Raw genomic sequence first — 23,231 nt, 5'->3', positions numbered from 1 at the left:
TTTTGCTAGTCCTATCGCCTTGTGAGCAGTAGGTTTTTTAATTCGATGAAGCATCATATAAAGTTTTTACTATTTCAGCAGCATGAAAAATGCCAAATCACTGGACTGCAACAGTTATTGTTCGTTCGCCGAGCATAGTCCAAAGCGGATAGGTCCGAGTTGACCTTGCCCAATATCTTCAACTTAGCGTAAGCGGTACAAATGCGTAGGTTTTTTTAGCCATTTGATGCGCGCTTGCATACTTGGGGAGATAAAAGCATCACCTTGCTCGTTGATCAGTAATACATCCTCAAGGCCAAAGCGTTGTGCATATTTCCAGCTGGTGTTCACCCCACCAATAAGCATGGGTTTGGTGGCTACATCGGAAATTGCTCCCGCATTGTAACTAGGCGGGGCGATCACACTAACAGCCTGCACACCTTGCGCGGGTTGCCCAGTGCGCGGATCGATCAAATGGCTATAACGTTTGCCATTAAGCATAAAGTAGCGCTGATAATCGCCCGACGTCCCGATCGATTCGCCATTCTTCAGCGCGATGGTGGCCATGGCTTCGGGTTGGCGTGGGTGCTGCAACCCCACCGTCCACGGTTCCTGATCTTTTTTGCCTAGTGCCAAAACATTGCCGCCGATATTGATCAGCGCATTGAGCACCCGTTGCTGGCGCAAATATTTGGCCGAATGATCGAGCGCCCAACCTTTGGCAAAGCCGCCTAGATCAATTTCTACGGCGGGATTACTGCTGCTGATGCTTGCACCATCAATCGTCAGATCATTCAGGCTGGGCTGGGCAGCCAGTAATATAGCAAGGCTTTGTGCATCGGGTGTGACAGGCGCAAAGGTGTCGCGATGAAAGCCCCACAGCGTCACTAAGCCACCTACTGCGGGGTTGAATAATTGATCGCTTTGCTGGGCGTATTTTTTAGCCGCATTCAGCATTTCAATTAACTCAACGTCGGCGGTAATGGTTTCGCCATTTTTTATCGCGTTATTCAGCCGTGTAATTTCGGATGGCTGCCACGCATGTAATTTTTTATGCAGCCGATCAAGCTCGCTCAGTACCGCACCCGCGTGTTTGGCGGCGACGGCTTCGTCAAGGCCGTAAATACTGATTTGTACACGGGTACCAAACACATAGCTTTCTTGTTGGTACAACTCGTTTTTGCCGCAGCCCGCTAAAAGTAATAAAGCCGTGGCGATCAGGCCACGGCGCAGGATGAGTGCTGCATTGACCTTCAAGCGACTTTCCTTTCGATCGCGTCGATAAAGAGCGCGGCGACATTAATGCCCGATTGCGCCGTAATTTCCTGAAAGCACGTTGGGCTGGTTACGTTCACTTCGGTCAGATTGTCGCCAATCACATCCAGCCCAACCAGCAGCAAGCCTTGCGCTGCCAATTGCGGGCCCAGTGCTTCGGCAATTTCGCGATCTCGCGCCGACAAAGGTCGCGCGACGCCAGCGCCGCCAGCGGCCAAATTGCCGCGTGTTTCGCCGTTTTGTGGGATGCGCGCCAAACACCAATCAACCGGCACGCCATCAATCAGCAAAATGCGTTTATCGCCGTCTTTAATCGCCGGCAGATATTTTTGCGCCATCACCAAGCGTTCGCCGTTGTGGCTGAGCATCTCGAGTATGCTGCCCAAGTTAGCGTCAGTATTGGCGATGCGAAAGATACCCGCCCCACCCATGCCATCGAGCGGTTTGACGATGACATCGCCATGCTCGGCAACAAAGGCGCGGATATCAGCCATATTCTGGCTAACCATTGTCGGCGCGATGTATTGCGCAAACTGGAAAATTGCCAGCTTTTCGTTAAAGTCGCGTAGCGCTTGGCCGCGGTTAAATACTTTCGCGCCTTGTGCTTCAGCAAGGCTAAATAGTTGCGTGGCGTACAGGTATTGCTGATCAAACGGCGGGTCTTTGCGCATCACCACCGCATCGACATCACGCAAGGCGATCTGCTTGGCTTGTTGGATGTGGTACCAATCGTGATTGACTTGCGATTCAGTAAAGCCAATCTGTTGTGCCGCAGCTTCGACCACACCGTCTTTTAGCCGTAAATCAGCGGCCAAACATGCCCAAACCTGATGGCCGCGCGCATTCGCTTCGCGCATCATCGCGTAAGTTGAGTCTTTGTAGATTTTAAATCCGTCTAGCGGGTCAGCGACAAACAGGATGCGCATTACAGGCTTCCTTCTTCCAATTCTAGCGATCCCGCCAACAGTGCCAAGCGCGCCACCACGCCGTAGGCGTAGAAGCGATTTGCTTCGCAGTCGGGCGAGCCATCACAATCGGGCGTTGATAGCGGGGTGGCAAACGCCAGTGGCTTGAAGTGCATGCCCGGCGCGTTGAGGTTTTCGTCGATGCCACGGCCCGTGTGGACGCGGTAAAAACCACCAATCACAAAACGATCGAGCATATAAACCACGGGTTCAGCGACGCCATCGTCGATGGTTTCAAACGTCGGCACGCCTTCTTGCACGATCACATCGTGCACTTCCACGCCTTCCTTGATCACCGACATTTTATTGCGCTGTTTGCGGTTCAGCCCAACGAGTTCTTCACCTGATTTCACGCTCATAATGCCCATGCCGTAGGTGCCGGCGTTGGCTTTAACGATGACAAATGGCGTTTGGTCGATGCCGTATTCGGCGTATTTGGCGGCGATTTTGGCGATCATTGCGTCGACGGTCGCGGCGAGTTTTTCTTCGCCTTCGCGGGCATGGAAGTCCAGCCCATCAACGTGTTCGAAATAAGGATTAATCAACCACGGGTCGATATCGATAATGTTGGCAAAATCTGCGACGACGCGATCATACGCAGCAAAATGGCCGGTTTTACGGCGCACTGCCCAGCCAGCGTGCAGTGGTGGCAGTAGGCTTTGCTCGATGTTTTTCAGTAAATCGGGAATACCGGCCGACAAGTCGTTATTGAGCAAGACCACGCACGGGTCAAAATCGCTCAAACCCACGCGATTGCCCTTGCGAATTACCGGCTCTTGCAGCATTTTGCTGCCGTCGGGCAAGTCTAATTCTGTTGGCTCGCTGATTTCTGGGTTCATACTGCCAATACGCACCACCATACCGGCTTGGCGCAAGATTTTGGCCAGCGCCGCGACGTTTTGCAGGTAAAAACCGTTGCGGGTATGGTTTTCCGGAATCAGCAAAATGCGGCGTGCGTCAGGACAGTAGCCCTCCAGCGCCATCATCGCGGCTTGCACCGCCAGCGGGTGAAATTCCGGATTTAGATTATTAAACCCACCCGGATAGAGATTCATATCGACCGGAGCGAGCTTGTAGCCGGCGTTACGCAAATCGACCGAGCCGTAAAACGGCGGCGTGTGCTCTTGCCATTGATTGCGGAACCAGTGTTCGATTTCCGGCTGCGCAGCAAGGATCTTGCGTTCTAACTCAAGTAATGGCCCGGTTAGGGCGGTAGTGAGGTGTGGCACGCTCATGGCGGCTCCAGCGTCGATTAAGTGATTCAATAAGATATTGAGTCGGTCTGGCGCAATTCAAGATCGGCGTAAGATTTTAATATACCCCACTTAGGTATTGCTCCGTGTTCTTTGCTGATTAATCACTTCAGTTGAATACATTTATGGGTTGGGCAGATACTGACGGATATTGCTGAGATCAATCGGTGGAATTTGCCAAGAATCGGTATTTTTTTCATGCAATAAATCCAACTGCTGCCCGTAATATTGAATACCGTCTTTGTCTTTGAGCGCGGCGCAATAACCGGCAGCTTGGGCGCTAAGTTTGGCTTCAATATGTCGCATGCCATCTTGATGAGCGAGACGAATACCGCGTTCAATCATTTCCCGTGCACGTTGTGCTTCACCTTGCAGAAAATGAACTTCGGCTAACTTGCCCAATAAATTGCATTCGGCCCAATGCGATGGGGTAACTTGCATTGATTCTAGGCAGCGCTCGAAAAATTCCTCCGCTTGCAGCAAGTCGTGTTGCTTGAGATAAATAGTGCCTAAATGTAATAAAGATTCAGAAACATAGTGGCCAAAGTCATGCTGCCTACCCAAGGCTTCGGTTTCCAGCAACATGTGCACGGCCTCTGGGCTGTGCCCCGCATTATATAAATCCCAGCCTAAGCTGAGTTTGGCGCGAATTTCAATCAATGGATCAGGGTTGAGTTTGAGTAATTGCAGTGCGGCACGGTGAAATTCAACGGCTTGTTCATGTTTGTTATAGGCGCTGCAAATATGGCCCAAGCCGATCAACGCTTGTACATGCGCGTGGCCGCAATGGCGCAGTACGCGACAGGTTTCGATGCATTGTTTCCAATAGGCCAGCGATTCGGCGTATAAGCCACCGGTATAGCGATCTCGTCCCAAGCGCTCGAGTACTTGCACCGAGAGCTGGGTGTATTGGTGCGCTGCGCACAGCGATAAGGCTGTATGGAGCAAAGCACAATCATCTTGTCGTTCACCAAGTTGATTGCGGGTGATTGAAATATACAGACAGGCGTGAATGAAGCTGTAATGATCCTGTGCGATTGCACTATCGTCGAACAAGACCTGACTCAACTGCAACGCGCTGGCGGGGTCGCTGTATAAACAGCTTTTAATTTGGGCGATGCGTTCGCTTGCGTTGAGAATTGATGCTGTCATATGCAGCCTGTCTACCTAAGTGATTCGCCCGTATGCAGGCTAAGCAAAATTATAACCAGCCTTTGCGTTTGAAAAACACGTAAGGCGCAATACCAGAGAGCACCATCAATAGCAGCGCGGCGGGGTAGCCCCAGTTCTGATCTAACTCTGGCATATGAGCAAAGTTCATGCCGTAAATTGATGCGACCAAGGTCGGCGGTAGAAAAACCACACTAGCGATCGAGAAGATTTTAATAATCTTATTCTGCGCCAGATTAATCAAACCCATCACCGCGTCCATCAAGAAGTTAATCTTGTCGAACAAGAATGCGCTGTGATTATTCAGTGATTCCAAATCGCGCAAAATTTCGCGTAAATCATTTTCTTGCGCGGCGGCCAGTTGGCGGCTACGCAGCAAAAAAGACAGCGCGCGGCGGGTGTCCATTAAATCCAGCCGCACTTTACCGTTGATGTCTTCATGGCCAGCCAGCTCGGCCAGCGCTTGGCCCATCAGCTCATCGGTCATTTCGGCGCTATGGTCGAGTACACGGCGGCTGACGCCATCGAGCTTGGCGTAGATTTCCTCCAACACATCGGCGTCGTACTCGACCGCGGCATCGTAAATCGCGAGCAAAATTTCTTGCGCGCTGCCGACAAAGCCGGGTTGTACGCGAGCGCGCAGCCGGAAAAGACGGAATACCGCGAGTTCTTCTTGGCGGATGGTCAGCAAGCGGCCTTCGTTCAATAAAAACGACACGGTCACGTTATTGTGCTCATCTTCTGCGTGTGACAAAAAGAACGAGCTGATATGAACGCCATTGTCGTCGACATAGCAACGCGCCGACTCTTCCAAGTCTTTTAGCTCTTCGTCTTCGGGCAGTTCCAAATGAAACACGCGCTGCACCAATTCACGCTCTTCGTCGGTGGGGTCAACCATATCGACCCATAGCACCTCCGGTCGTGATAAGTCTTCTGGCACTAAGGCAGGAACTTGAATCAAACGACCAGCAGAGAGGACAAAGGCATTGAGCATAAAAAATTCGCCAGGCAAAGAAAACGTGCCGTTTGATTATACGGCAGTCGGCCATTCCGCGCTGTGCCGATCCATGTTATCCCATGCTTTGTGCCTAAAAAATGAGCTAAACAGCGTGTGCAAATCCAGGGTAACGGGTGAGTTGTCATTGGCCGCGTGCTACACTGCGCCGCACCATTCACCCCGAGCTATTTCTCTTTGCTGAAATAGTCACTCGCAGGGCCAAGCTTATGACTGTGATCAGCCGCAAACCGCAAGAAAGCCTGCAAGAAAGCTTGCAACAAGTGATCCGCCTGCTCGAGCGCCACAAGCTCGTTGAGGGCATGGTGCATAAGCAGGAAATGGCCAAACATGATCTGGTCGAGCAGTTAGTCCATCGACAAAACCTCGCCGAGCTGCAAATGAAGCTCGCCGCGCTGCACCCGGCCGATATCGCGCACATTCTGGAAGCCTTGCCACCCGCAGATCGCTTGACGATCTGGGGCTTGGTCGATGCGGACGACGACGGCGAAATTCTGCTTGAAGTCTCAGATGCGGTGCGCGAATCGCTGCTCGCTGATATGGCGCCGCACGAAATGGTCGCCGCAGCGGGTCAACTCGATACCGACGAGCTGGCCGATCTGGTGCCCGATCTGCCGCAGGACGTGCAAAGCGAAGTTTTGGGCACGCTGGACGCCGAAGATCGCGCCGAAGTGCAGTCGGCGATGTCGTACACCGACGATCAAGTCGGCGCGCTGATGGATTTCGATATGGTGACGATTCGCGCCGACGTGCGGCTCGAAGTCGTGCTGCGCTATTTACGCCGCTTTGATGAATTGCCAACGCATACCGATAAGCTGTTTGTCGTCGATGAAGATGAAATTATCAAGGGGGTATTGCCCCTGAACAAACTATTGGTAAGCGATCCAGACCAATACGTCGGCAATGTAATGGCCGACGACGTGGTGATTTTCCAGCCCTTTGACGACGCCGGCGAAGCGGCGCAAGCGTTCGAGCGCTATGACTTGGTCTCGGCGCCGGTGGTTGATTCCAACCACAAAGTAATCGGCCGCATCACCGTCGATCAAATGGTCGACGTCATCCGGGAAGAATCCGAAGCCGAAGTGCTCTCCTTGGCCGGTTTGAAAGACGAAGATTTATTTTCCAGCGTCGGCAAAGCGGTTAAAAACCGCTGGCCGTGGCTGGCGATTAATATTTGCACCGCCTTTATCGCCAGCCGTGTCATCGGCGCGTTTGAAGGCACAATTCAACACTTGGTCGCGCTCGCCGCGTTGATGCCGATTGTGTCGGGCATTGGCGGCAATACCGGTACGCAAACGACGACGCTGATTATCCGCGGCTTGGCGCTGGGGCAAATTACCGCGTCGAACACGCGGATGTTGATGATGAAAGAACTCGGCATCGCGCTGATTAACGGCGCGGTGTGGGGCGGCGTACTTGGCCTGATCGCGTGGGCGCTGTACGGCAAATGGGATTTGGGCTTGGTGATGACCAGCGCGATGCTGCTCAATATGCTGGTTGCGGCGATGGTCGGGCTTTTTGTGCCGTTGGCCATGCAAAAGCTCGGGCGCGATCCAGCCTACGGCTCGTCGGTGATGATTACCGCAATGACCGATAGCTTGGGCTTCTTTATTTTCCTTGGATTGGCGACGGTGTTTTTGATGTAAATCTTTGGGGTATATGGATGCAGGCCATTATTCAATTGATCTTCATTGTGATACGTAGGGAGATTTTGAATGTGTAAAGCGCCGTTTACCTTTGTTTTTGCGCTGTTGGCGCAGCTCTTGAGTTTGGGGTTGGTACTTCACGTAAACGCCCAGGCCCAAGTGAGTAATCGTTTCACAGAAGTCGATCAGTCTAGCGAGTTAAGGGTTAAAAAGGGCAGGAACTTTAACATTCAAATGCTCGTCGCACCCGCTATGGCTCAGTCATATACGCTAAAATCCGGCCATCGCAAGGTGAAGTTCCTGACATCTGCGATGGATTACCGCAATCCGGCAGATAAGAACAATCTCTATCTGGGCTGCTGCTTGATGGTACAAACATGGACTTTTAAGGCCATCGAGCGTGGGGTCGACACCATCGTTTTGCTCGAAAATCATCAAGATCGAATCAGCGAACATCGTTACATTGTGCGAATTGAATAAAGCGGCCTATTTTTATGCTCACCACCCTCGCCATCGCCAATTACCGCTCGCTGCGTGAATTAATTTTGCCACTGGGCCAGATCAATGTGGTGACTGGTGCCAATGGCAGCGGCAAATCGAGCTTGTACCGCGCACTGCGACTCTTGGCCGAAAGCGCGCAAGGGCGGATGGTCGCGAGTTTGGCGCAAGAGGGCGGTTTTGCGTCGACCTTATGGGCGGGTCCGGAGACGATCAGCCGGGGTATGCTGCGCGGCGAAGTGCCGATTCAAGGCACGGTGCGCAAAGACGTGATCGCGCTGAAATTGGGCTTTGCGGCTGATGATTTTGGCTACGCGATTGATTTAGGCTTGCCTGAGCCCGATTCCACGTCAATGTTTGGTAGCGACCCGCATATTAAGCGCGAATGCATTTGGGCTGGGCCGGTGCTGCGCGAGGCGGCGCTGCTAGCCGATCGTGATCGCAGCTTATGCAAGGTGCGCGCCGGGCGTGAATGGCAAGTTCTGAGCCGCCATGTTCCCAATTACGACAGCTTATTTAGCCATTGTGCCGACCCATTGCGCGCACCCGAAGTATTGGCGCTGCGTGAGCGAATGCGCGCGTGGCGCTTTTACGATCATTTGCGCAGCGATGCGCAAGCGCCAGCGCGACAAGCGCAAATCGGTACCTATACGCCGGTGCTGGCGCACGATGGCGCTGATTTGGCGGCTGCGCTGCAAACGATCCGCGAATTGGGGCGTGGCGACGAGTTGGATGCGGCGATTGACGATGCTTTTGCTGGGTCTCGAGTCGACATCGTCGTCGAACATGGCCGTTTTAGCTTGCAAATGTGGCAATCTGGTTTGTTACGCCCCTTGTCGGCGGCGGAATTATCCGATGGCACCTTGCGCTATTTATTGCTGGCGGCGGCACTTTTGAGCCCTCGCCCGCCTGAATTACTGGTGCTAAACGAGCCAGAAACCAGTTTGCACCCCGATTTATTGCCCGCCTTGGCACGCTTGATTAGCGCCGCGGCACAGCATAGCCAAGTCATCGTCGTCAGCCATGCGGCCAGATTGGTCACGGCGCTAAGCCGCGTGCGGGAGGCGCAGATTTTGCAACTGGAAAAAGAATTTGGCGCCACGCAACTGCGCGATCAAACGCCACTAGAACGCCCAGCGTGGCAGTGGCCAAGTCGCTAAATACTCTTTGGGAGTATAGCTTTCAAATTCCTTTCCGAATTTTGATTGGACTAAATACCCCTAGCTTATTTAATCCCTACGCTCTTTGCCACTGGTCGACTTTACGCAAATAAAGGTCAAAAATCGCTACGTTTATGCTGTAAGAATAGTTAGAATAACAAGAACTATTCTCATTGTGTGACCTATGCGCGATTTACCTGCCAGCCTGCTGCTGGATGTTTTGGGGCGGCAACGATTTGGCGTTGAGTATCAGCCCTTGGTCCATGCCAAAACGGGCGAAATTGTGGCCTACGAAGCATTGGCGCGTTTTTATGATCAAGCCGGCGCAATTTTACGCACCGATCATGTGTTTCACGCGCTGCACGATAGCCCGCTAACCTTGTTTCAAGTCGAATACCAGATGAAGCAATTGCAAATCGATCGCGCTCCGGCGGGCACTTTATTTCTGAATCTGGATCCCGATGCCTATCAGGCCGCCGACGATGGTGATGAGGCTCACGCCTTGCTGGAGCTGATTAGCCCACGCGCCGATGTGGTGCTGGAAATTATCGAGAATAGTGATTTATCCGATGCCAAACAAAGTGCGCGCATGGCCGATGCATTTTCGCAGCGGCAAGTGCGTTTAGCGCTGGATGATATTGGTGCGCCGCATTCTATGCTGTCCTTGCCGCTATTACTGCAAGTAGATTGCCTTAAATTTGATCGCAGCTGGTTTGGTCAACTCGATTGCCCTAAAGCCCACGCGGCCTTGGTAAGCCTGATTTCATACGCGCGCGAGACCGGAAAACAAACCGTCATGGAAGGGGTAGAAAACGACGCCCAACTCGCGAAAGCACGAACATTGGGCGTTGATTTGGTGCAGGGCTTTATTTATCGGCCTTGGTTTGTTACCCATCAAGCATAAGATACCCTTTGTGGGTATTTTAATGGGTGCCAATGCTGAATATTATTTGCTGGCAGTACCCGTAGTTGCCTTTTCGATAAATTGAGTGACTTCAGCGGGGCGATATAGTGCCGCACCTTTGCTGCTAAAGGTTTTCTCTTTGCCGTCGCGAATGATCCCGGCTTCGATTTTGCGATTATCGGTGTCAATTAATAGCCACGCCGTTTTGCCGCCTTGTGGCTTATTGCCGAGTACATACAAAACGCGATCAAATTGCAATGAGCTTGGGGTGCTCATTTGGCTTAGAAACGGAGTGAGTTCATCGCCCAATACCAATTTGAGTTCGGGCATGATTGGACTAACTTCGGTAAATAAGCCGATATCATTCGGGAATTTGCCTTTATATTGCACCAATTGTGTCCAATCGCCATTGGTTTTTAGTACTTGCTGTGCCAATTCAGTGGTTTGCGCTTTGACTGAGCTGGCCAATTGATTGGCATCAAGGCCTAGTGGTTGCAGGACTTGATTGGCTTCGTTCGCCACTTGATCGATTACGCCATCGGTTTGGCGCTTCACTTCTTCACCAACGATGCCGACGACCGAAGAGGCGACATTTTGAGTTAGCTGGTTTGCTTGATCGCAGGCTGATAACAAGCCAGCGAGCAATAGCGTGGGTAATAAGGCCCAGCGGCGAATGGTTTTCAGTGGATAAGCAGACTTCATATTCAGGGTACTCCAGGATTTATGTCCGATATGAGTTCGATTGTCGCGGCAAGTTCCTGTTCTGCTGTGCTTTTATTCACACTGCGTGTAAATGGCATTTTATTCAGCTTTGATTCAGATCGCTTCAGGCATGCTTGCTGCTATCAAGTGATAGATGGAGTCGAGGCGATGCGTCAACTATTTTGGGTATTAATAGCCGCGCTGCTCGTGAATACAACTGCATTTGCGGACGACGATGATGATTGGGATGATTACAAACAGCCTAAACGTTGGAAGCAACGAGATTATGCGATTATTCGTAGCGTTACGCCGCAATACGAAAGATGGAGCCAGCCACGGCAAGAGTGCAGCAGTGAATGGGTAACAGAAAACGTAGTTAGCAATAATAACCCCAACTATACCGGTACGATTATCGGTGGTGTTGCGGGTGGGGTGCTGGGGCATCAGGTCGGCAAAGGGCGCGGTAAAGATGTGGCGACGGTGGCGGGCACACTGATCGGTGCGATGGTTGGCAATCACTTGTCTGATCCGAGCGCGCGCCGCGTTGATCCGGTGCAGCGTGAAGTAAAACGCTGCCGCGAGGTGAATGACTATCGTGAACAAGTACGTGATTATCGCGTCGATTACGAATACCGCTCGCAAATTTATAGCACGACGATGACTCGCTATCCTGGTCGTCCAGGCGCACGAATTCCAGTTAAGTTGATCGTTGAGCTGGATGATTAAGTTTGCTGTCAATCTAAAGCTTGAATTGGCGCTTACGGGTACAATGGGCAGCTTGAAGGGGAAAACCAAATGAAATCGTTGATTAAAGTAATGATTTTAGTGCTGTGTTTCAGTGCAACTTCGGTCTTTGCCGCTGTAAACCGCGATGAAGCTGCCGATTTGGCGCAAAAGAAAACCAACGGCGGCAAAGTGCTGAACGTTGAAAAATTTATCGATGCGGGTAAATCGGTGTGGCGCGTAAAAGTGCTCACCCCGAGTGGTGATGTCCGCGCGGTGTTTGTCGACGAAGCCAGCGGTGCCGTGCGCTAATTATGCGTTTATTGCTGATTGAAGACGAAGCCGCGCTGCGCGAGCCTTTGGCCAAGAAATTGGTCGAAGCGGGTTATCGCGTCGATACGGCCAGCGATGGCGCTGATGGTCTATACCAAGCGTGCGAATACCCATTTGATTTGCTGATTGTCGATTTGGGCCTGCCTAAACTCAATGGCGTTGAATTAATTCGCAAAGTTCGCGCCGCGGGTAAAAGCACACCGATTTTAGTGCTAACCGCGCGCTCCAATTGGCAAGACAAAGTGGCCGGGCTGGAAGCGGGCGCCGATGATTACCTGACCAAACCGTTTGAATACCCCGAATTGGCCGCGCGTGTCATGGCGCTCTTGCGCCGCGCTTTAAAAGCGCAGCCCACTGGGCTCAATTTAGGCGCAATTCAAGTCGATTTGGCGCGCCAGCAAGTTAGTACCAGCGCTGGCCCAGTTGAACTGACCGCGTTTGAATACCGCTTGCTCGAGTATTTAATCCAGCAGCGCCCGAATGTGGTGAGCAAGCAAGCGCTATCCGACTATCTTTACCCGCACGACGACGATAGAGACAGCAATGTGATCGAAGTGTTGATCGGCCGTCTGCGCCGCAAACTCGATCCTGATGCTCAGCTTGGCCTGATCGAAACATTGCGCGGTCGGGGTTATCGTTTGAACGTGGACGGCGTTTAAACCGCATGCGCAATTTATCAATTCGAGCACGACTGCACATCGGTGCCAGTGTCGTGATGCTGACTTTTTTCTGCCTTGCCGGTGTTGCCGTGCAGGGCGTTTATTCTGATCATCTGCGCAAAAGCCATTTCGAGCGTCTACAAAGCGCGATCTATATGCTGATCGCGATCACCGAGGTAGGCCCGAGCGGCAAACTGATCTTGCCCGCGACGATTGCCGAGCCCTTGCTATCAGTGCCGCATTCTGGCCTGTACGCGCAAATTGAAAACCCATCGCACAACGAGCAATGGCGCTCGCCTTCGGCACTGCAGCAAGGATCACTACCCATGCCACAGCTCAAAACGGGTGTTTGGCAGCATGAAACAATGGCTTTGGCAGGCCGTGAATATTTAGCCAGCGCGTATCAAGTGCGCTGGGAAATTGGCGAACATAGCCAAACGGTGCGTTTTGCAGTGTTTGAAGACACGCGACGTTATGCCGCGCAATTGGCGCAATTTCAGCGCGCGCTGTGGGGCTGGCTGGTGGCCGCGGCGATTTGCTTATTAATTGCGCAAGCGCTGCTATTACGCTGGGGCCTATCGCCGATGCGCCGTTTAGAGTCTGAACTGGCAGCGATTGAAAATGGCGAGCAAAAACAGGTCAATGGTATTTACCCAAGAGAAATCGCGCCGCTGGCGCAGCGTTTGAATCGCTTGGTCGAACAAGAACACGCACGGCAACAGCGCTACCGCGAGGCCTTGGCCGACTTGGCGCACAGCTTAAAAACACCGCTGGCGATATTGCGCGCCGAGCAAGACAGCAGCGATGCCGTGCAGCAGCGCCAAACCATCGCCGAGCAAATCACGCGGATGGATCATATCGTTCAGCATCAATTAGGCCGCGCCGCGATGCGTGGCCAGACCGAACTCGCGCCAGTTTTGGCGCTAGCGCCGATTGCGCAACGTCTGATCACCAGCATGCAAAAAGTGCATGCGGCGCGGGAGTTAGCATTTAGCGCAGAATGTGATGCCAGCCTGCAGTGGCCAATCGACGAAGGCGATGCGTTTGAAATTATCGGCAATGTGCTCGATAACGCCGGCAAATGGGCGCGATCGCGCGTGGCCTTGCAAATGCGCGTTGCTGATGGACAACTCAATATCATCATCGACGACGATGGCCCCGGTTTTAGCGACACACAAGCGCCGCTGCAGCGTGGCATCCGCCTGGACGAGCGTGTTGCTGGACATGGCATCGGCTTGAGCGTCGTCGCCGATATTATTCATGCTTACCAAGGCCAGATTGAGCTGGGGCGCGGTGCATTGGGCGGCGGACGCGTTACGATGATCTTGCCCGATCTGCGCTAAAATAGCGGCCTAAGCCTATTTTAGAGTTGAGCTATGAGCACCGAATTAATCATTGAAGATCTCGTCGTTGGCGACGGTAAAGAAGCCGTGCGCGGCGCGTTGATAACCACGCATTACACCGGCACTTTGGAAGATGGCACTGTGTTTGATTCATCGGTCGCCAAAGGCCGCCCCTTCCAATGCGTGATCGGCACTGGCCGCGTCATCAAAGGTTGGGATCAAGGCATTATGGGGATGAAGGTCGGCGGCAAGCGCAAGCTCTTTGTTCCCGCGCATTTAGCCTACGGCGAGCGCCAAATCGGCGCGCACATCAAGCCGAATTCCAATTTGCACTTCGAGATTGAATTACTTGAAGTGCTAACGCGGGATGACTAGGGTATTGCTCGCTAGATTAATCTAGTATTGGCTCGCAGTTAAATACATGCATTTTTTATTAGGACGAGTTTTCATTTGCCAACTTACCGCGATCTAATTCAACACAGCCAAATCGAGCGCTTTGATGCGCAGGTCTTGCTGCTGCATGTATTGCAAAAAAACCGCGCATGGCTGATTGCGCACGATGATGAAGACGTAAGTGAAGCGCAGCAACGTGCGTTTGAATCGTTGGCGCTGCGTCGCCGCGAAGGCGAACCAGTGGCGTATTTGCTGGGTAGCCGCGAATTTTATGGCCGCGAGTTTGCCGTCACGCCAGCGGTGCTGATCCCGCGCCCCGACACCGAATTACTCGTTGAATTGGCGCTGGAGCGCGCGCCCAAAAATGGCAACATCATTGACCTAGGTACGGGCTCGGGTTGTATTCCGATTACCTTAAAGCTGGAACGCCCCGATTTATCAGTCAGTGCACTGGATCTATCAAGCGATGCTTTGGCCGTCGCCAGCCAGAACGCGCAAACCTTGGGTGCCCAAGTACGATTTTTGGAATCAAACTGGTTTAGCGCGGTCAGCGGCGAGGTTTTTGATTTAATCGTCTCCAATCCGCCGTATATCCATGCTGAGGACGATCACCTCAATCAAGGCGATCTGCGCTTTGAGCCCAGCGGCGCTTTAACCGATGGCTACGATGGACTGCGCCATTTACAGACGATTATTGCCGCTGCGCCCGCGCATTTAAATACTGGAGCGTGGCTTTTGCTGGAGCACGGCTGGGATCAAGGCGCGGCCTGCCGCGAATTATTGCAAGCCGCAGGTTTTAGCGATGTGCAAACATGGCAAGACTTGGGGCAAAACGATAGGGTGAGTGGTGGGCGATTGCGCTAGGCGCTTGCCGCGATAGCAAAAACGGCTTTACAATACCCGAGTAAATTATTCAAGCTTTGCGAGCAAACCGATGAGCATTCAAGACACGATCCGCCAACAAGTTACCGACAATGCGGTGATTTTGTACATGAAAGGCACGCCAACCTTCCCACAATGTGGCTTTTCAGCTGGTGCGGTACAAATTCTGAAAAACTTGGGCGTTAATTTTGCGGCAGTGAATGTGCTGGCAGACCCAGAAATTCGCCAAGGCATTAAAGAATTCGCCAACTGGCCAACGATTCCTCAGCTCTATATCAAGGGCGAGTTCATCGGTGGCTCTGACATTATGAAAGAGCTGTACGCCAGCGGCGAATTGGCCGAAATGGTTGCCGATCTGAAAGCTGAATAAACATACGCCGCAGCCCAAAACTGCGGCGTTTTTATTCGCACTATTCGTCGTCATCTTCGCCACTGTGGCGAATCAATAGCACCGGAATAGTCGCATGATGCAGCAGGCTTTCTGCTGTGCTGCCAAAAATCAAATGCATAAAGCCTGAATAACCGTGCGTTCCCATCACGATCAAATCGGCTTGCCATTCGCTTGCCGCTTCGAGCAAGGCTTTGGCTGCGTAGCTGCCAACTTTTTCAATCACTTGGCTTTCGCAATACAGCCCTTCGCGCACCGCCGCTTCGCATAAATCATGCAAAAACGCTTTGCTATGCGCTAAGTTGGCCTCGTACGATTCGCCATAATTGATGTATTCCATTCCCGGCAAGCCCACGGGCGCCATGGCCGAGCGCGAAATATCTTCGACGTGAACCAGTAGCAACTGGGCTCCAGTGAGCTTGGCGAGTTTGATGGCTTCATGAAACGCGGTCATTGCCGTTGCACCTTCATCCATCGGTACTAAAATGCGTTGGTACATATCATCCTCCAATCCGCGGGCTTCATCTTGATACTTTCAGTTTAGCCTGCGGTGCGTGCTTCGCAGCGATGAGCGAAAAATTACCCATTGCGTCGCTTAATCACGCGGCGTAAATAGATATAAAACCGCTCTGTTCTTGGGGTATTCGTCTGTGGAGCTCTATAAATATTGCTTTGACGGCAATACATTGAGAGCTTTACTGCAAAATACAAATTGACCGTTAATCGCCGCACTTGATTCGTCCGCCACGACACGGTGTAAAGCCGTAAAATAGCGTTTTGCCTCTGGTTTGGTTTGCTATGTCGATTATATTGTCCACGCTCAACGCCCGTTACACGCACGCCTCACTCGGCCTGCGTTATTTGCTGGCCAATATGGGCGAATTGCAAGCGCAAACCGAAATCATGGAGTTTGTTATCGGTGGCAAAACCACCGAGTTTGCCGAGCGTTTGCTGGCTAAAAAGCCCAAAATCATTGGCTTTGGCGTGTATATCTGGAATGTGGAAGAAACCACGCGCTTGGTTGCGCTACTCAAACGCGTTGCGCCCGAGGTCAAAATCATCCTCGGCGGCCCCGAAGTGTCGTACGAAACCGCCGAGCAGGCGATTGTGAAGGAGGCGGATTACGTCGTGACCGGCTGGGGCGAGGTGACTTTGCCCGATCTGTGCCGCCAGATTTTGCGCGGCCCGCAGCCGATTATGAAAATCCACACCGGCGTGCAAGCCAAGCTGGCCGATTTGCAATTGCCATACTCGCTGTACACCGACGAAGACATTAAAAACCGCACGCTGTACGTTGAAGCTTCGCGCGGCTGTCCGTTTAAGTGCGAATTTTGCCTATCGGCGCTCGATAAAACGGCGTGGCCGTTTGAGCTGGAGCGTTTTCTGGCCGAAATGGAAACGCTGTATCAGCGCGGTGCGCGATTATTCAAATTTGTCGATCGCACGTTTAATCTGAATATCAATAGCAGTTTGCGGATTATGCAGTTTTTTCTCGACAAGATCGCTGCACATCCTGATGACCCCGTATTTGCGCATTTTGAAGTGGTGCCTGATCATTTGCCCGAAGCCTTGCGCGAAGGAATTATGAAATTCCCGCCCGGTGCGCTGCAATTTGAGATCGGCATTCAAAGCTTTAACCCCGAAGTGCAAACTTTGGTTAGCCGCAAACAAAACAACGACAAGGCCGCCGACAATATCCGCTGGTTAAGCAGCAGTACGCACGCGCATTTGCACGTCGATTTGATCGCCGGCTTGCCGGGCGAAACGGTCGAGAGCTTTGGTCGTGGCTTTGACGCGCTGTACGCGTTGCAACCGCATGAAATTCAGTTTGGTATTTTGAAACGCTTGCGCGGTACGCCGATCATCCGGCATACCGACGAATTTGCGATGAAGTACGATCCATTCCCGCCGTACACGATTTTATCTAATCGCGATATCGACTTCACAACGATGCAGCGCTTGGTGCGCTTTGCACGCTATTGGGATTTGGTCGCCAATTCGGGGCGTTTTGCCAATACGCTGCCCGTGCTACTTGGGTCAAGCCCCTTTACGCAATTTATGGCGTTTGCAGATTGGCTATACGCCAATACCGATGCCACCCACCGTATTGCTTTGGATCGACTGGCTAAATTGGTTTGCCAATGGTTACAGGTACAGGGTATGCAAAAAGAAGAGGCCGAAGCTTTGCTTGCCAGCGATTACGCCGGCAAGCAGCCTCGGCCGGTTGAAAGTGTAGAAAAGAAAGCCGCGTTAACTGCGCGCCAGCAAATGCATTTGGCGTGATTGCGGTTGAGGCTTATTGCAAGCTCACGACCAATACAGCGTCTTGTTTATGCCAGCGCAAAGGCAAAATGTAGGCTTTAACCGAGCGCGGTACTTTAATGGCATCGGCATCGCCCGCGACGACGACAGGGACTGAAATTAAAAAGTCCGCGCCAAAATGCCGCCGTGCATTGCCAGAAATCGTATTAGCAATTTCGCCCACCAGATCGCTGAGATTTTGATCTGACACATCAATCTCGCCGACATGCAGCAATAAATTGCGCAGCAATTCGCGTTGCGCGGTGAAATAGACGCAGCCCTGACGTACGCCAGAAATGCCGATGACGCCTGTGTAGTTATAAATCGGCAGTGCGTTAGGCTCGCCCAGATAGGGGCTACCCATTTCTGGCGCTTTGCCAGTTTGGCGCTCGAAATATTCACTGACAATGTCGATGAAACTATGTAGCTCTTGTTCGTCCATGAGAAGGTCCTCCTGAGTTAAGCCAATAGTTCATCGATGGCTTCGGTGAGCTCGGTTTCGGTAAATGGTTTGCACAAAAAGCCTTGCGCGCCTTCCATCAAGGCTTGAATCGCCGTTGATTTATCAGCTAGCGCCGAAATGACAAGTACTTTGACATTGGCGTTGAGCTTACGCAGCGCGCGGATGCACTCGAGCCCATCCATCAGCGGCATGGTTAAATCCATCGTGACCACATCGGGCTGAGTTTTGGCAAAGAGGCTAACGGCCTCTTCGCCATTGCAGGCGGTGGCGACGACCTCCATATTGTGCAAACTGAGTGTGCGGTTAATTTTGCTGCGGATGATGTTGGAATCATCCACGATCATAAGCTTCTTGTTCATCACTCACCTCCTCGATCAACGTCGTAATGCTGGATTTCATTTTGAGCGGTAGCTGGACGCGGAAGTGGCAATATTCGCCCCGTGTACTGCCCACTCGAATACGCCCCCCCATTCGGGCAATTAAATCTTTGACGGCATCAAGTCCAATGCCACGCCCCGCATCTTCGTCTGCGGTTTTACGGGTTGAGAGGCCGGTTTCAAAAATCATCATGGTTAGCTGGCGAGCATCCAGTGCTTTGGCCGCTTCAGCACTGAGCCTACCCGATTGAATCGCCGCATTGCGGATCGCTTCGATATCCAGCCCACGGCCATCATCGCGGAAACTCAGCTCTACATGGCCATCGCCTTGATCGGAGATATACACCGACAAATGCCCTGCCTCGGTTTTGCCGCGCAGCATACGGTCTTGCGGATTTTCAACGCCGTGCACCAAGGAATTTCTAATAAATTGATTCACGATGCTATTGATCGCATTGCTCAAGCCGGGAGACAGCTGATCTAGCTGCAAGCCCTGATAAGTTAGCTCTACTTTTTTATGCTGTTTGGCCGCCAGTTGTTGGACGAAGTTTTGCCATTGTTTAACTAATGGCTGCTCTAAAACCTGTGGATCGCGCTCGGGTTTTGCTGGCTCAATGGTCACCAAGTTGCGAATTTGACCAATCCGCGCGATCACCTCCTGAATCGAGCTCACTTCGCTAAACAGCGCTTTAACCCGTACCGCGATTGGCAATAAATCTTCGGCGGTGAAATTACTTTGTTGCTGTAGGGTTTTAAGCTGATTTTCAAGTTCATGCAGTGATTGAGTTGTCGCATCCAGTTGCAAGGCAGCGGCATCGCCTTTGAGACGATGCAAGGTGCGCATGGCATCGTCGAGTCGTAATGAAGCTACCCCTAGGCGAGGATCACTGCTGCGCAACACTTCGTTCATCTGATTGAGGTTGGCATTGGCGCGGTCCAAAAAGTCTTGTAGCGAGCCAGGATCTGCTTGCAAGATCTGCACCATCATGCCCATTTGGTCTTGAATCCGGCGCTCACTCTCACGCAATTCGCGTTCCAGTTTCACTTGGCGGGTAATATCGTTCGCAGTGCCGAGCAAATGCGTTACTTTGTCTTTTTTAATCACTCGGTTAAAACGAATCTGCAAGAAGCGCGATTCCATATTGCCATTCGGCTGCAAGGCGGTAATTTCAATACAATCGAGTGGGTTAAGGCTGGCTACCAATTTTTCTTTAACATCGTGCCGCATCAATAGCTCGGTGTATTCGGTGGCTGTGGTATAGGTTTTCGGTGAGACCAAAGGTTTGAGTAGCTCTAAGAAATGGGAGCCGGCAGGAACCGCAAAACCGAGAATTTTCGACAGAGAATAGGACGTTTGCGAACCCATTTTGAGTTGACCGTCCAGCAGGAACAAACCTTCCTGAGTGGTACGCATAATGTCGTCGATCTCACTTTGTGAGCGCTCGATTCGCATCACATACACCATACCAACCAGCAGTAACACAATACTGATCAGCCCTACACCGACTGCGATGTAGTCCATCTGGCGTGCCAAGGCGAGCATTGGATCGGCCGATTGGTTATCAATCCCGATGAACACTGACCCCTTTACCCCATTCGGGAAGGAAATGGGCAAGTAGGTTGTCATATGGGGGCGTTTAAACAAAACAATCGGGCCGGAGTACGCCTTACCTGCTCTTAAGGCGATCGCGGCTGGCGAATCAGCTTTCAAGATCGTACCTACCGCACGGGTACCATCTTCTTTTTTCAGCGTGGTCGCAATCCGGGTGTATTCGCCATTTTTCCATAAGAATAAAGTGGCAACGGCTTTGCCTTCATTACTGTAGGCATCCAGCAGTGGATTTTGTTTTGCCAGCGATGATTCTTGCCATTGATCTGGATGCTTGAGGGTTTCTTTTAAGGAAAACGCCAAGGCTTCCGTCGTGCTGACCAAAGCGCGATCGGTCATTTGTGGAATCATGGAGAATTTCACAAAACCAATAATCCCAACAATGACCATGACGGCCGCCAAGCTCAAGCCCAACAATAATCGCGAGGCGAGCGATTTAAAATGAATGAACTTCATGGTGTATGGCCCTTTTTCTGGGTTAGACAGCTTTTTCGTATAACAATCTACAAAAATTCTTTCAGATTAAATAAACAATAAAAAATTTCTAGAAAGCAATTAACAAGCTAGTTATGGGTTTGTGATTAGCAAAGACTAATATGGCTAATCCAAACTGCTTATCGCAATCGTGATTTAAAAATGTGTAGCGGAAAATCCTGCGAAGTGCGCACGTATTGAATGACAGATCAATTTAAATAAACTGATAAGGCGCATACCTAGCATGGGTATCGTGGTTGTTTTGTTGCGCTGCGATCAAGCTTTCAGTTTTGATATTTATGGGTAAGCTGATGGGCGGTTATTTTCTGCTATTTAGTGAAAAATAAAGCACTTTAGATTTGTTATTTGCTGTCGATAAACTTTCCATTGGTGTATGGGGTGAATCGTATGCTGCCAATTAAAATGCAGTCAAATCGCAGTATTTGGAATCAGGCATTGCGTGTTGCAGATCAGCGTGTGAGCGAGTCGCCAAGTCATTCGCTGTTGGGTGCCTTAAAAGAAAGTAATACCCAAGCGGGGCAAAGCCGTAAAAGTGCGGCGAAAGCCAGAATGGCTGAATTAAAACAGCGGCTGGATAATTTGCTGCGCTTTGCCGGGGTAGGCAAAGGCAATCCGCGCATCGTGGCTGAGCTGGCGAAAGAGCTGAAGGCCTTGGTCGCACAATATGGCGGCAGTACGCCGGGCGATGCTGTGGCAAGTAAATTGACTTTAAATACCGAAAGCCAGCACGATACTGCACAAAATCCCCAGTCTGAAACCAGCAGTACCGAGACCGAAGGCCGTAATCCAGAAAAAAGTGCCGAGCAAGCATCAACAGCTCCTGCCCATTTAGCGCTGCATGTAGCTGGCCGCGGTCGTGATCCGGCCGATCAAGCCTTTTTGAGCGAAGCAAAACAACTGGCTTCGCGCATTAAGCAATTGCTGGCGCAGGAAAACCGCAAACTAAAAACCGAAATTGATCAGCATGAATTGAAGGCGGCCAAAAAAGCGATTACCGAGCTGGATGCCGCGCTGAAAGAGGCCGAGCAGGGCAACGCAGCCGCACCCAACGGCGAGAATATCGCCGCGACGACGTATGATGCCAGTGGTGCGAGCAATGAGAGCGCGGTGGCTAGCCCAGCTGGGATTTCGATTTTTGCCTAGTGCTGTTGACGTATGGGCTAAAAACGGTTGAAGTGAAGGCTTCGAGCACGGGCATCAGCCCAATATGATTTTCCTATGCCTTTTAGCCTCAAAGCCCCCGCCCAATTTGAACTGATTATCAAAAAAAGTCGCTTTATCGCCTGCGTCCAGCCGATGAGCGATCGTACTACCGCGCAGCAGATTGTGGCTGGGCTCAAGGCCGCGAACCCGACTGCGGCGCATGTGTGCTGGGCTTTGCTCGCTGGTGGGCAATCTGCGGCGGTCGACGATGGCGAGCCATCAGGTACGGCAGGGCGGCCGATGCTCGATGTGTTGCGGCATCAAGACTTGGAAGGCGTGCTGGCAACGGTGGTGCGCTATTTTGGTGGGGTAAAGCTTGGTGCGGGTGGCTTGGTGCGCGCCTACACCGATTCGGTTGCGCAAGCCTTGCTGCTGACGGAAAAAATCCCGCTACTGAAAATGACCTCGCTACGCTGTTGTGTGCCGTATGCGTTGGAAGGCCATGTACGGCGTGCTTTGGCGAGCTATACTGCGACGAGTTTAAATGTAGAGCACGACAGCCAAGTGGTGTTTGAATTTGCCGTCACCGCCGATGTCGCCGATGCCCTTATCGCGCAATTAAACGAATCTTGCCACGGACAATTGGGTTGGTTATCCAGCGCAGAATAGTTTATGTACCCAAGCTGTGATTGAGCACCTGCCGCGCCAATACGATGGTTTCGGATGCAGTCAGGCCGATTCCGGCTGGATGCTTTGCCCGCCACACATCGGCAGCCTGGCCGTGCAGCCAGACGACGCAACGGGCGGCGTCGAGCAAATCCAAACCTTGCGCGCACAAACTCATTATGATGCCGGCCAAAGTGTCGCCTTGCCCCGCGCTGCTTAGTGCCGCATTGCCGGATACATTGCGCGTGATGTCGCCCGCCGCGCTGCCCACCAAGCTGTGGTGGCCTTTAAGCACAACGTGGCAGCGGTAGCGCGCAATCAATTCGCGGATCGCCGCGACGCGGTCTTGCTGGACGGCGGCGGTGCTGATGCCGAGTAGTCGCGCCGCTTCGCTTGGATGCGGTGTGAGCAGGGTGGGGGCGGCGCGCTGCTGTAATTGAAGTTGCAAATCTTCATTGGCCGCAATCAGGTTTAACGCATCGGCATCTAGCAGTAATGGCTGCGAGGTATCAAGTGCTAAGCCTAATATCTGTTTAGCTTCTGGCGCTATACCCATGCCCATTCCGACTAGCAAATGAGTCGGCTGGTGCTGAGTAAAAATCATCTCGGCTGGGCACAGCATTAATTCGGGCTGGGTGAAGTCAACGGCGATACTGGCGTCGAGCAAGCCAACCCACACCTTACCCGCCCCCAGCATCAGCGCAGCACGCCCAGCTAGCAAGGCTGCACCAGTCATACCCCTTGCGCCACCGATGACTGCGACGCTACCAAAGTGGCCTTTATGCGTGTCATTGGCGCGGCGCAATGCCAAGGCGCAGGCGGGGAGCGTGTTGATGTCGAGCATATTGTGCATTCTCGGGGTTGATCGCTACACTGCAGCATAGCGTTT

Annotated in this window: 25 protein-coding genes; 14 read left to right on the top strand and 11 right to left on the bottom strand. The window is 52.1% G+C overall.

What is annotated here, in order from left to right; translation table 11 throughout:
* Positions 1 to 183 precede the first annotated feature (183 nt).
* The 5 genes from NT239_08865 to corA form a co-directional block, all read right to left on the bottom strand.
* Positions 184 to 1,236 (bottom strand): FAD:protein FMN transferase, encoded by a 1,053-nt coding sequence (locus NT239_08865; GenBank protein ID XGA69909.1) that lies wholly within the window; start codon positions 1,234 to 1,236, stop codon positions 184 to 186.
* Positions 1,233 to 2,180: a glutathione synthase gene (gene gshB / locus NT239_08860; protein ID XGA69908.1), complete on the bottom strand. Its 948-nt coding sequence runs from the start codon at positions 2,178 to 2,180 to the stop codon at positions 1,233 to 1,235. The genes NT239_08865 and gshB overlap by 4 nt, the downstream gene beginning before the upstream one ends.
* Positions 2,180 to 3,454 (bottom strand): glutamate--cysteine ligase, encoded by a 1,275-nt coding sequence (gene gshA / locus NT239_08855; protein ID XGA69907.1) that lies wholly within the window; start codon positions 3,452 to 3,454, stop codon positions 2,180 to 2,182. The genes gshB and gshA overlap by 1 nt, the downstream gene beginning before the upstream one ends.
* A 141-nt stretch (positions 3,455 to 3,595) precedes the next feature.
* Complete coding sequence (locus NT239_08850) at positions 3,596 to 4,624, bottom strand: tetratricopeptide repeat protein (protein XGA69906.1); 1,029 nt, start codon at positions 4,622 to 4,624, stop codon at positions 3,596 to 3,598.
* A gap of 49 nt (positions 4,625 to 4,673) precedes the next feature.
* Complete coding sequence (corA, locus tag NT239_08845; GenBank protein XGA69905.1) at positions 4,674 to 5,636, bottom strand: magnesium/cobalt transporter CorA; 963 nt, start codon at positions 5,634 to 5,636, stop codon at positions 4,674 to 4,676.
* 230 nt (positions 5,637 to 5,866) lie between these two features.
* Here corA and mgtE point away from each other — a divergent pair, with 230 nt between their 5' ends.
* The 4 genes from mgtE to NT239_08825 all read left to right on the top strand — a co-directional run bounded on the left by mgtE (position 5,867) and on the right by NT239_08825 (position 9,865).
* Positions 5,867 to 7,303, top strand: coding sequence for a magnesium transporter (gene mgtE, locus NT239_08840; GenBank protein XGA69904.1), 1,437 nt, complete (start codon positions 5,867 to 5,869; stop codon positions 7,301 to 7,303).
* 69 nt (positions 7,304 to 7,372) lie between these two features.
* Positions 7,373 to 7,783 carry a hypothetical protein gene (locus NT239_08835; protein ID XGA69903.1) on the top strand — a complete coding sequence of 137 codons (411 nt, stop codon included), beginning with the start codon at positions 7,373 to 7,375 and terminating at the stop codon, positions 7,781 to 7,783.
* 14 nt (positions 7,784 to 7,797) lie between these two features.
* Positions 7,798 to 8,961 (top strand): AAA family ATPase, encoded by a 1,164-nt coding sequence (locus NT239_08830; protein ID XGA69902.1) that lies wholly within the window; start codon positions 7,798 to 7,800, stop codon positions 8,959 to 8,961.
* 184 nt (positions 8,962 to 9,145) lie between these two features.
* Positions 9,146 to 9,865: an EAL domain-containing protein gene (locus tag NT239_08825; protein XGA69901.1), complete on the top strand. Its 720-nt coding sequence runs from the start codon at positions 9,146 to 9,148 to the stop codon at positions 9,863 to 9,865.
* A gap of 42 nt (positions 9,866 to 9,907) precedes the next feature.
* Here the strand turns inward: NT239_08825 and NT239_08820 are convergent, their stop codons facing one another.
* Positions 9,908 to 10,567, bottom strand: coding sequence for a hypothetical protein (locus NT239_08820; GenBank protein ID XGA69900.1), 660 nt, complete (start codon positions 10,565 to 10,567; stop codon positions 9,908 to 9,910).
* Between the two features lie 168 nt (positions 10,568 to 10,735).
* On the opposite strand from NT239_08820, the gene NT239_08815 reads away from it, so the two are divergent.
* The 7 genes from NT239_08815 (at position 10,736) to grxD (ending at position 15,270) form a co-directional block, all read left to right on the top strand.
* Positions 10,736 to 11,293 (top strand): glycine zipper 2TM domain-containing protein, encoded by a 558-nt coding sequence (locus NT239_08815; GenBank protein XGA69899.1) that lies wholly within the window; start codon positions 10,736 to 10,738, stop codon positions 11,291 to 11,293.
* Positions 11,294 to 11,362: 69 nt separating this feature from the next.
* On the top strand, positions 11,363 to 11,602 hold the full coding sequence (locus NT239_08810) for a PepSY domain-containing protein (GenBank protein ID XGA69898.1): 240 nt from the start codon (positions 11,363 to 11,365) through the stop codon (positions 11,600 to 11,602).
* A gap of 2 nt (positions 11,603 to 11,604) precedes the next feature.
* Positions 11,605 to 12,282, top strand: a complete 678-nt coding sequence (locus tag NT239_08805; protein ID XGA69897.1) for a response regulator transcription factor — start codon at positions 11,605 to 11,607, stop codon at positions 12,280 to 12,282.
* A 5-nt stretch (positions 12,283 to 12,287) separates the two neighbouring features.
* On the top strand, positions 12,288 to 13,625 hold the full coding sequence (locus NT239_08800) for an ATP-binding protein (GenBank protein ID XGA69896.1): 1,338 nt from the start codon (positions 12,288 to 12,290) through the stop codon (positions 13,623 to 13,625).
* A 33-nt stretch (positions 13,626 to 13,658) separates the two neighbouring features.
* Complete coding sequence (locus NT239_08795) at positions 13,659 to 14,000, top strand: FKBP-type peptidyl-prolyl cis-trans isomerase (GenBank protein XGA69895.1); 342 nt, start codon at positions 13,659 to 13,661, stop codon at positions 13,998 to 14,000.
* Between the two features lie 75 nt (positions 14,001 to 14,075).
* Positions 14,076 to 14,882, top strand: a complete 807-nt coding sequence (gene prmC, locus NT239_08790) for a peptide chain release factor N(5)-glutamine methyltransferase (GenBank protein XGA69894.1) — start codon at positions 14,076 to 14,078, stop codon at positions 14,880 to 14,882.
* Between the two features lie 70 nt (positions 14,883 to 14,952).
* Positions 14,953 to 15,270: a Grx4 family monothiol glutaredoxin gene (gene grxD / locus NT239_08785; protein ID XGA69893.1), complete on the top strand. Its 318-nt coding sequence runs from the start codon at positions 14,953 to 14,955 to the stop codon at positions 15,268 to 15,270.
* Positions 15,271 to 15,310: 40 nt separating this feature from the next.
* On the opposite strand, the gene NT239_08780 is transcribed toward grxD, so the two are convergent.
* The gene (locus tag NT239_08780) at positions 15,311 to 15,787 is read right to left on the bottom strand and encodes a universal stress protein (GenBank protein ID XGA69892.1); all 477 of its coding nucleotides are present in this window, start codon (positions 15,785 to 15,787) and stop codon (positions 15,311 to 15,313) included.
* A 299-nt stretch (positions 15,788 to 16,086) separates the two neighbouring features.
* Here NT239_08780 and NT239_08775 point away from each other — a divergent pair, with 299 nt between their 5' ends.
* The gene (locus NT239_08775) at positions 16,087 to 17,571 is read left to right on the top strand and encodes a B12-binding domain-containing radical SAM protein (GenBank protein XGA69891.1); all 1,485 of its coding nucleotides are present in this window, start codon (positions 16,087 to 16,089) and stop codon (positions 17,569 to 17,571) included.
* A 13-nt stretch (positions 17,572 to 17,584) separates the two neighbouring features.
* On the opposite strand, the gene NT239_08770 is transcribed toward NT239_08775, so the two are convergent.
* From NT239_08770 to NT239_08760, 3 genes are read right to left on the bottom strand one after another with little or no spacing between them, the layout of a single operon-like run.
* Positions 17,585 to 18,031, bottom strand: coding sequence for a chemotaxis protein CheX (locus tag NT239_08770; GenBank protein XGA69890.1), 447 nt, complete (start codon positions 18,029 to 18,031; stop codon positions 17,585 to 17,587).
* Positions 18,032 to 18,048: 17 nt separating this feature from the next.
* Positions 18,049 to 18,411 (bottom strand): response regulator, encoded by a 363-nt coding sequence (locus NT239_08765; protein XGA69889.1) that lies wholly within the window; start codon positions 18,409 to 18,411, stop codon positions 18,049 to 18,051.
* The gene (locus NT239_08760; GenBank protein ID XGA69888.1) at positions 18,383 to 20,494 is read right to left on the bottom strand and encodes a Cache 3/Cache 2 fusion domain-containing protein; all 2,112 of its coding nucleotides are present in this window, start codon (positions 20,492 to 20,494) and stop codon (positions 18,383 to 18,385) included. Before NT239_08760 ends, NT239_08765 begins: the two co-directional genes overlap by 29 nt.
* 426 nt (positions 20,495 to 20,920) lie before the next feature.
* Here NT239_08760 and NT239_08755 point away from each other — a divergent pair, with 426 nt between their 5' ends.
* Both NT239_08755 and NT239_08750 read left to right on the top strand, forming a co-directional pair.
* A complete protein-coding gene (locus tag NT239_08755) occupies positions 20,921 to 21,676 on the top strand; it encodes a hypothetical protein (protein XGA69887.1) in 756 nt (251 codons plus the stop codon).
* A 75-nt stretch (positions 21,677 to 21,751) separates the two neighbouring features.
* Positions 21,752 to 22,345 carry an IMPACT family protein gene (locus NT239_08750; GenBank protein ID XGA69886.1) on the top strand — a complete coding sequence of 198 codons (594 nt, stop codon included), beginning with the start codon at positions 21,752 to 21,754 and terminating at the stop codon, positions 22,343 to 22,345.
* Position 22,346: 1 nt separating this feature from the next.
* On the opposite strand, the gene NT239_08745 is transcribed toward NT239_08750, so the two are convergent.
* Positions 22,347 to 23,186, bottom strand: coding sequence for an NAD(P)H-hydrate dehydratase (locus NT239_08745; GenBank protein XGA69885.1), 840 nt, complete (start codon positions 23,184 to 23,186; stop codon positions 22,347 to 22,349).
* Between the last annotated feature and the right edge of the window lie 45 nt (positions 23,187 to 23,231).

It is taken from the genome of Chitinibacter sp. SCUT-21, from assembly GCA_041874755.1.
Classification (GTDB): domain Bacteria; phylum Pseudomonadota; class Gammaproteobacteria; order Burkholderiales; family Chitinibacteraceae; genus Chitinibacter.
The sequence above is the reverse complement of the archived record's forward strand: the minus strand, read 5'-3'. Positions and strand labels throughout refer to the sequence as shown.

Bases quoted from the DNA above. Each gene is read 5' to 3' on its own strand.
- gshB (XGA69908.1), bottom strand. From the start codon at position 2,180: ATGCGCATCCTGTTTGTCGCTGACCCGCTAGACGGATTTAAAATCTAC.
- gshA (XGA69907.1), bottom strand. From the start codon at position 3,454: ATGAGCGTGCCACACCTCACTACCGCCCTAACCGGGCCATTACTTGAG.
- NT239_08850 (XGA69906.1), bottom strand. From the start codon at position 4,624: ATGACAGCATCAATTCTCAACGCAAGCGAACGCATCGCCCAAATTAAA.
- corA (XGA69905.1), bottom strand. From the start codon at position 5,636: ATGCTCAATGCCTTTGTCCTCTCTGCTGGTCGTTTGATTCAAGTTCCT.
- mgtE (XGA69904.1), top strand. From the start codon at position 5,867: ATGACTGTGATCAGCCGCAAACCGCAAGAAAGCCTGCAAGAAAGCTTG.
- NT239_08835 (XGA69903.1), top strand. From the start codon at position 7,373: ATGTGTAAAGCGCCGTTTACCTTTGTTTTTGCGCTGTTGGCGCAGCTC.
- NT239_08830 (XGA69902.1), top strand. From the start codon at position 7,798: ATGCTCACCACCCTCGCCATCGCCAATTACCGCTCGCTGCGTGAATTA.
- NT239_08825 (XGA69901.1), top strand. From the start codon at position 9,146: ATGCGCGATTTACCTGCCAGCCTGCTGCTGGATGTTTTGGGGCGGCAA.
- NT239_08820 (XGA69900.1), bottom strand. From the start codon at position 10,567: ATGAAGTCTGCTTATCCACTGAAAACCATTCGCCGCTGGGCCTTATTA.
- NT239_08815 (XGA69899.1), top strand. From the start codon at position 10,736: ATGCGTCAACTATTTTGGGTATTAATAGCCGCGCTGCTCGTGAATACA.
- NT239_08810 (XGA69898.1), top strand. From the start codon at position 11,363: ATGAAATCGTTGATTAAAGTAATGATTTTAGTGCTGTGTTTCAGTGCA.
- NT239_08805 (XGA69897.1), top strand. From the start codon at position 11,605: ATGCGTTTATTGCTGATTGAAGACGAAGCCGCGCTGCGCGAGCCTTTG.
- NT239_08800 (XGA69896.1), top strand. From the start codon at position 12,288: ATGCGCAATTTATCAATTCGAGCACGACTGCACATCGGTGCCAGTGTC.
- NT239_08795 (XGA69895.1), top strand. From the start codon at position 13,659: ATGAGCACCGAATTAATCATTGAAGATCTCGTCGTTGGCGACGGTAAA.
- grxD (XGA69893.1), top strand. From the start codon at position 14,953: ATGAGCATTCAAGACACGATCCGCCAACAAGTTACCGACAATGCGGTG.
- NT239_08780 (XGA69892.1), bottom strand. From the start codon at position 15,787: ATGTACCAACGCATTTTAGTACCGATGGATGAAGGTGCAACGGCAATG.
- NT239_08775 (XGA69891.1), top strand. From the start codon at position 16,087: ATGTCGATTATATTGTCCACGCTCAACGCCCGTTACACGCACGCCTCA.
- NT239_08770 (XGA69890.1), bottom strand. From the start codon at position 18,031: ATGGACGAACAAGAGCTACATAGTTTCATCGACATTGTCAGTGAATAT.
- NT239_08765 (XGA69889.1), bottom strand. From the start codon at position 18,411: ATGAACAAGAAGCTTATGATCGTGGATGATTCCAACATCATCCGCAGC.
- NT239_08760 (XGA69888.1), bottom strand. From the start codon at position 20,494: ATGAAGTTCATTCATTTTAAATCGCTCGCCTCGCGATTATTGTTGGGC.
- NT239_08755 (XGA69887.1), top strand. From the start codon at position 20,921: ATGCTGCCAATTAAAATGCAGTCAAATCGCAGTATTTGGAATCAGGCA.
- NT239_08750 (XGA69886.1), top strand. From the start codon at position 21,752: ATGCCTTTTAGCCTCAAAGCCCCCGCCCAATTTGAACTGATTATCAAA.
- NT239_08745 (XGA69885.1), bottom strand. From the start codon at position 23,186: ATGCTCGACATCAACACGCTCCCCGCCTGCGCCTTGGCATTGCGCCGC.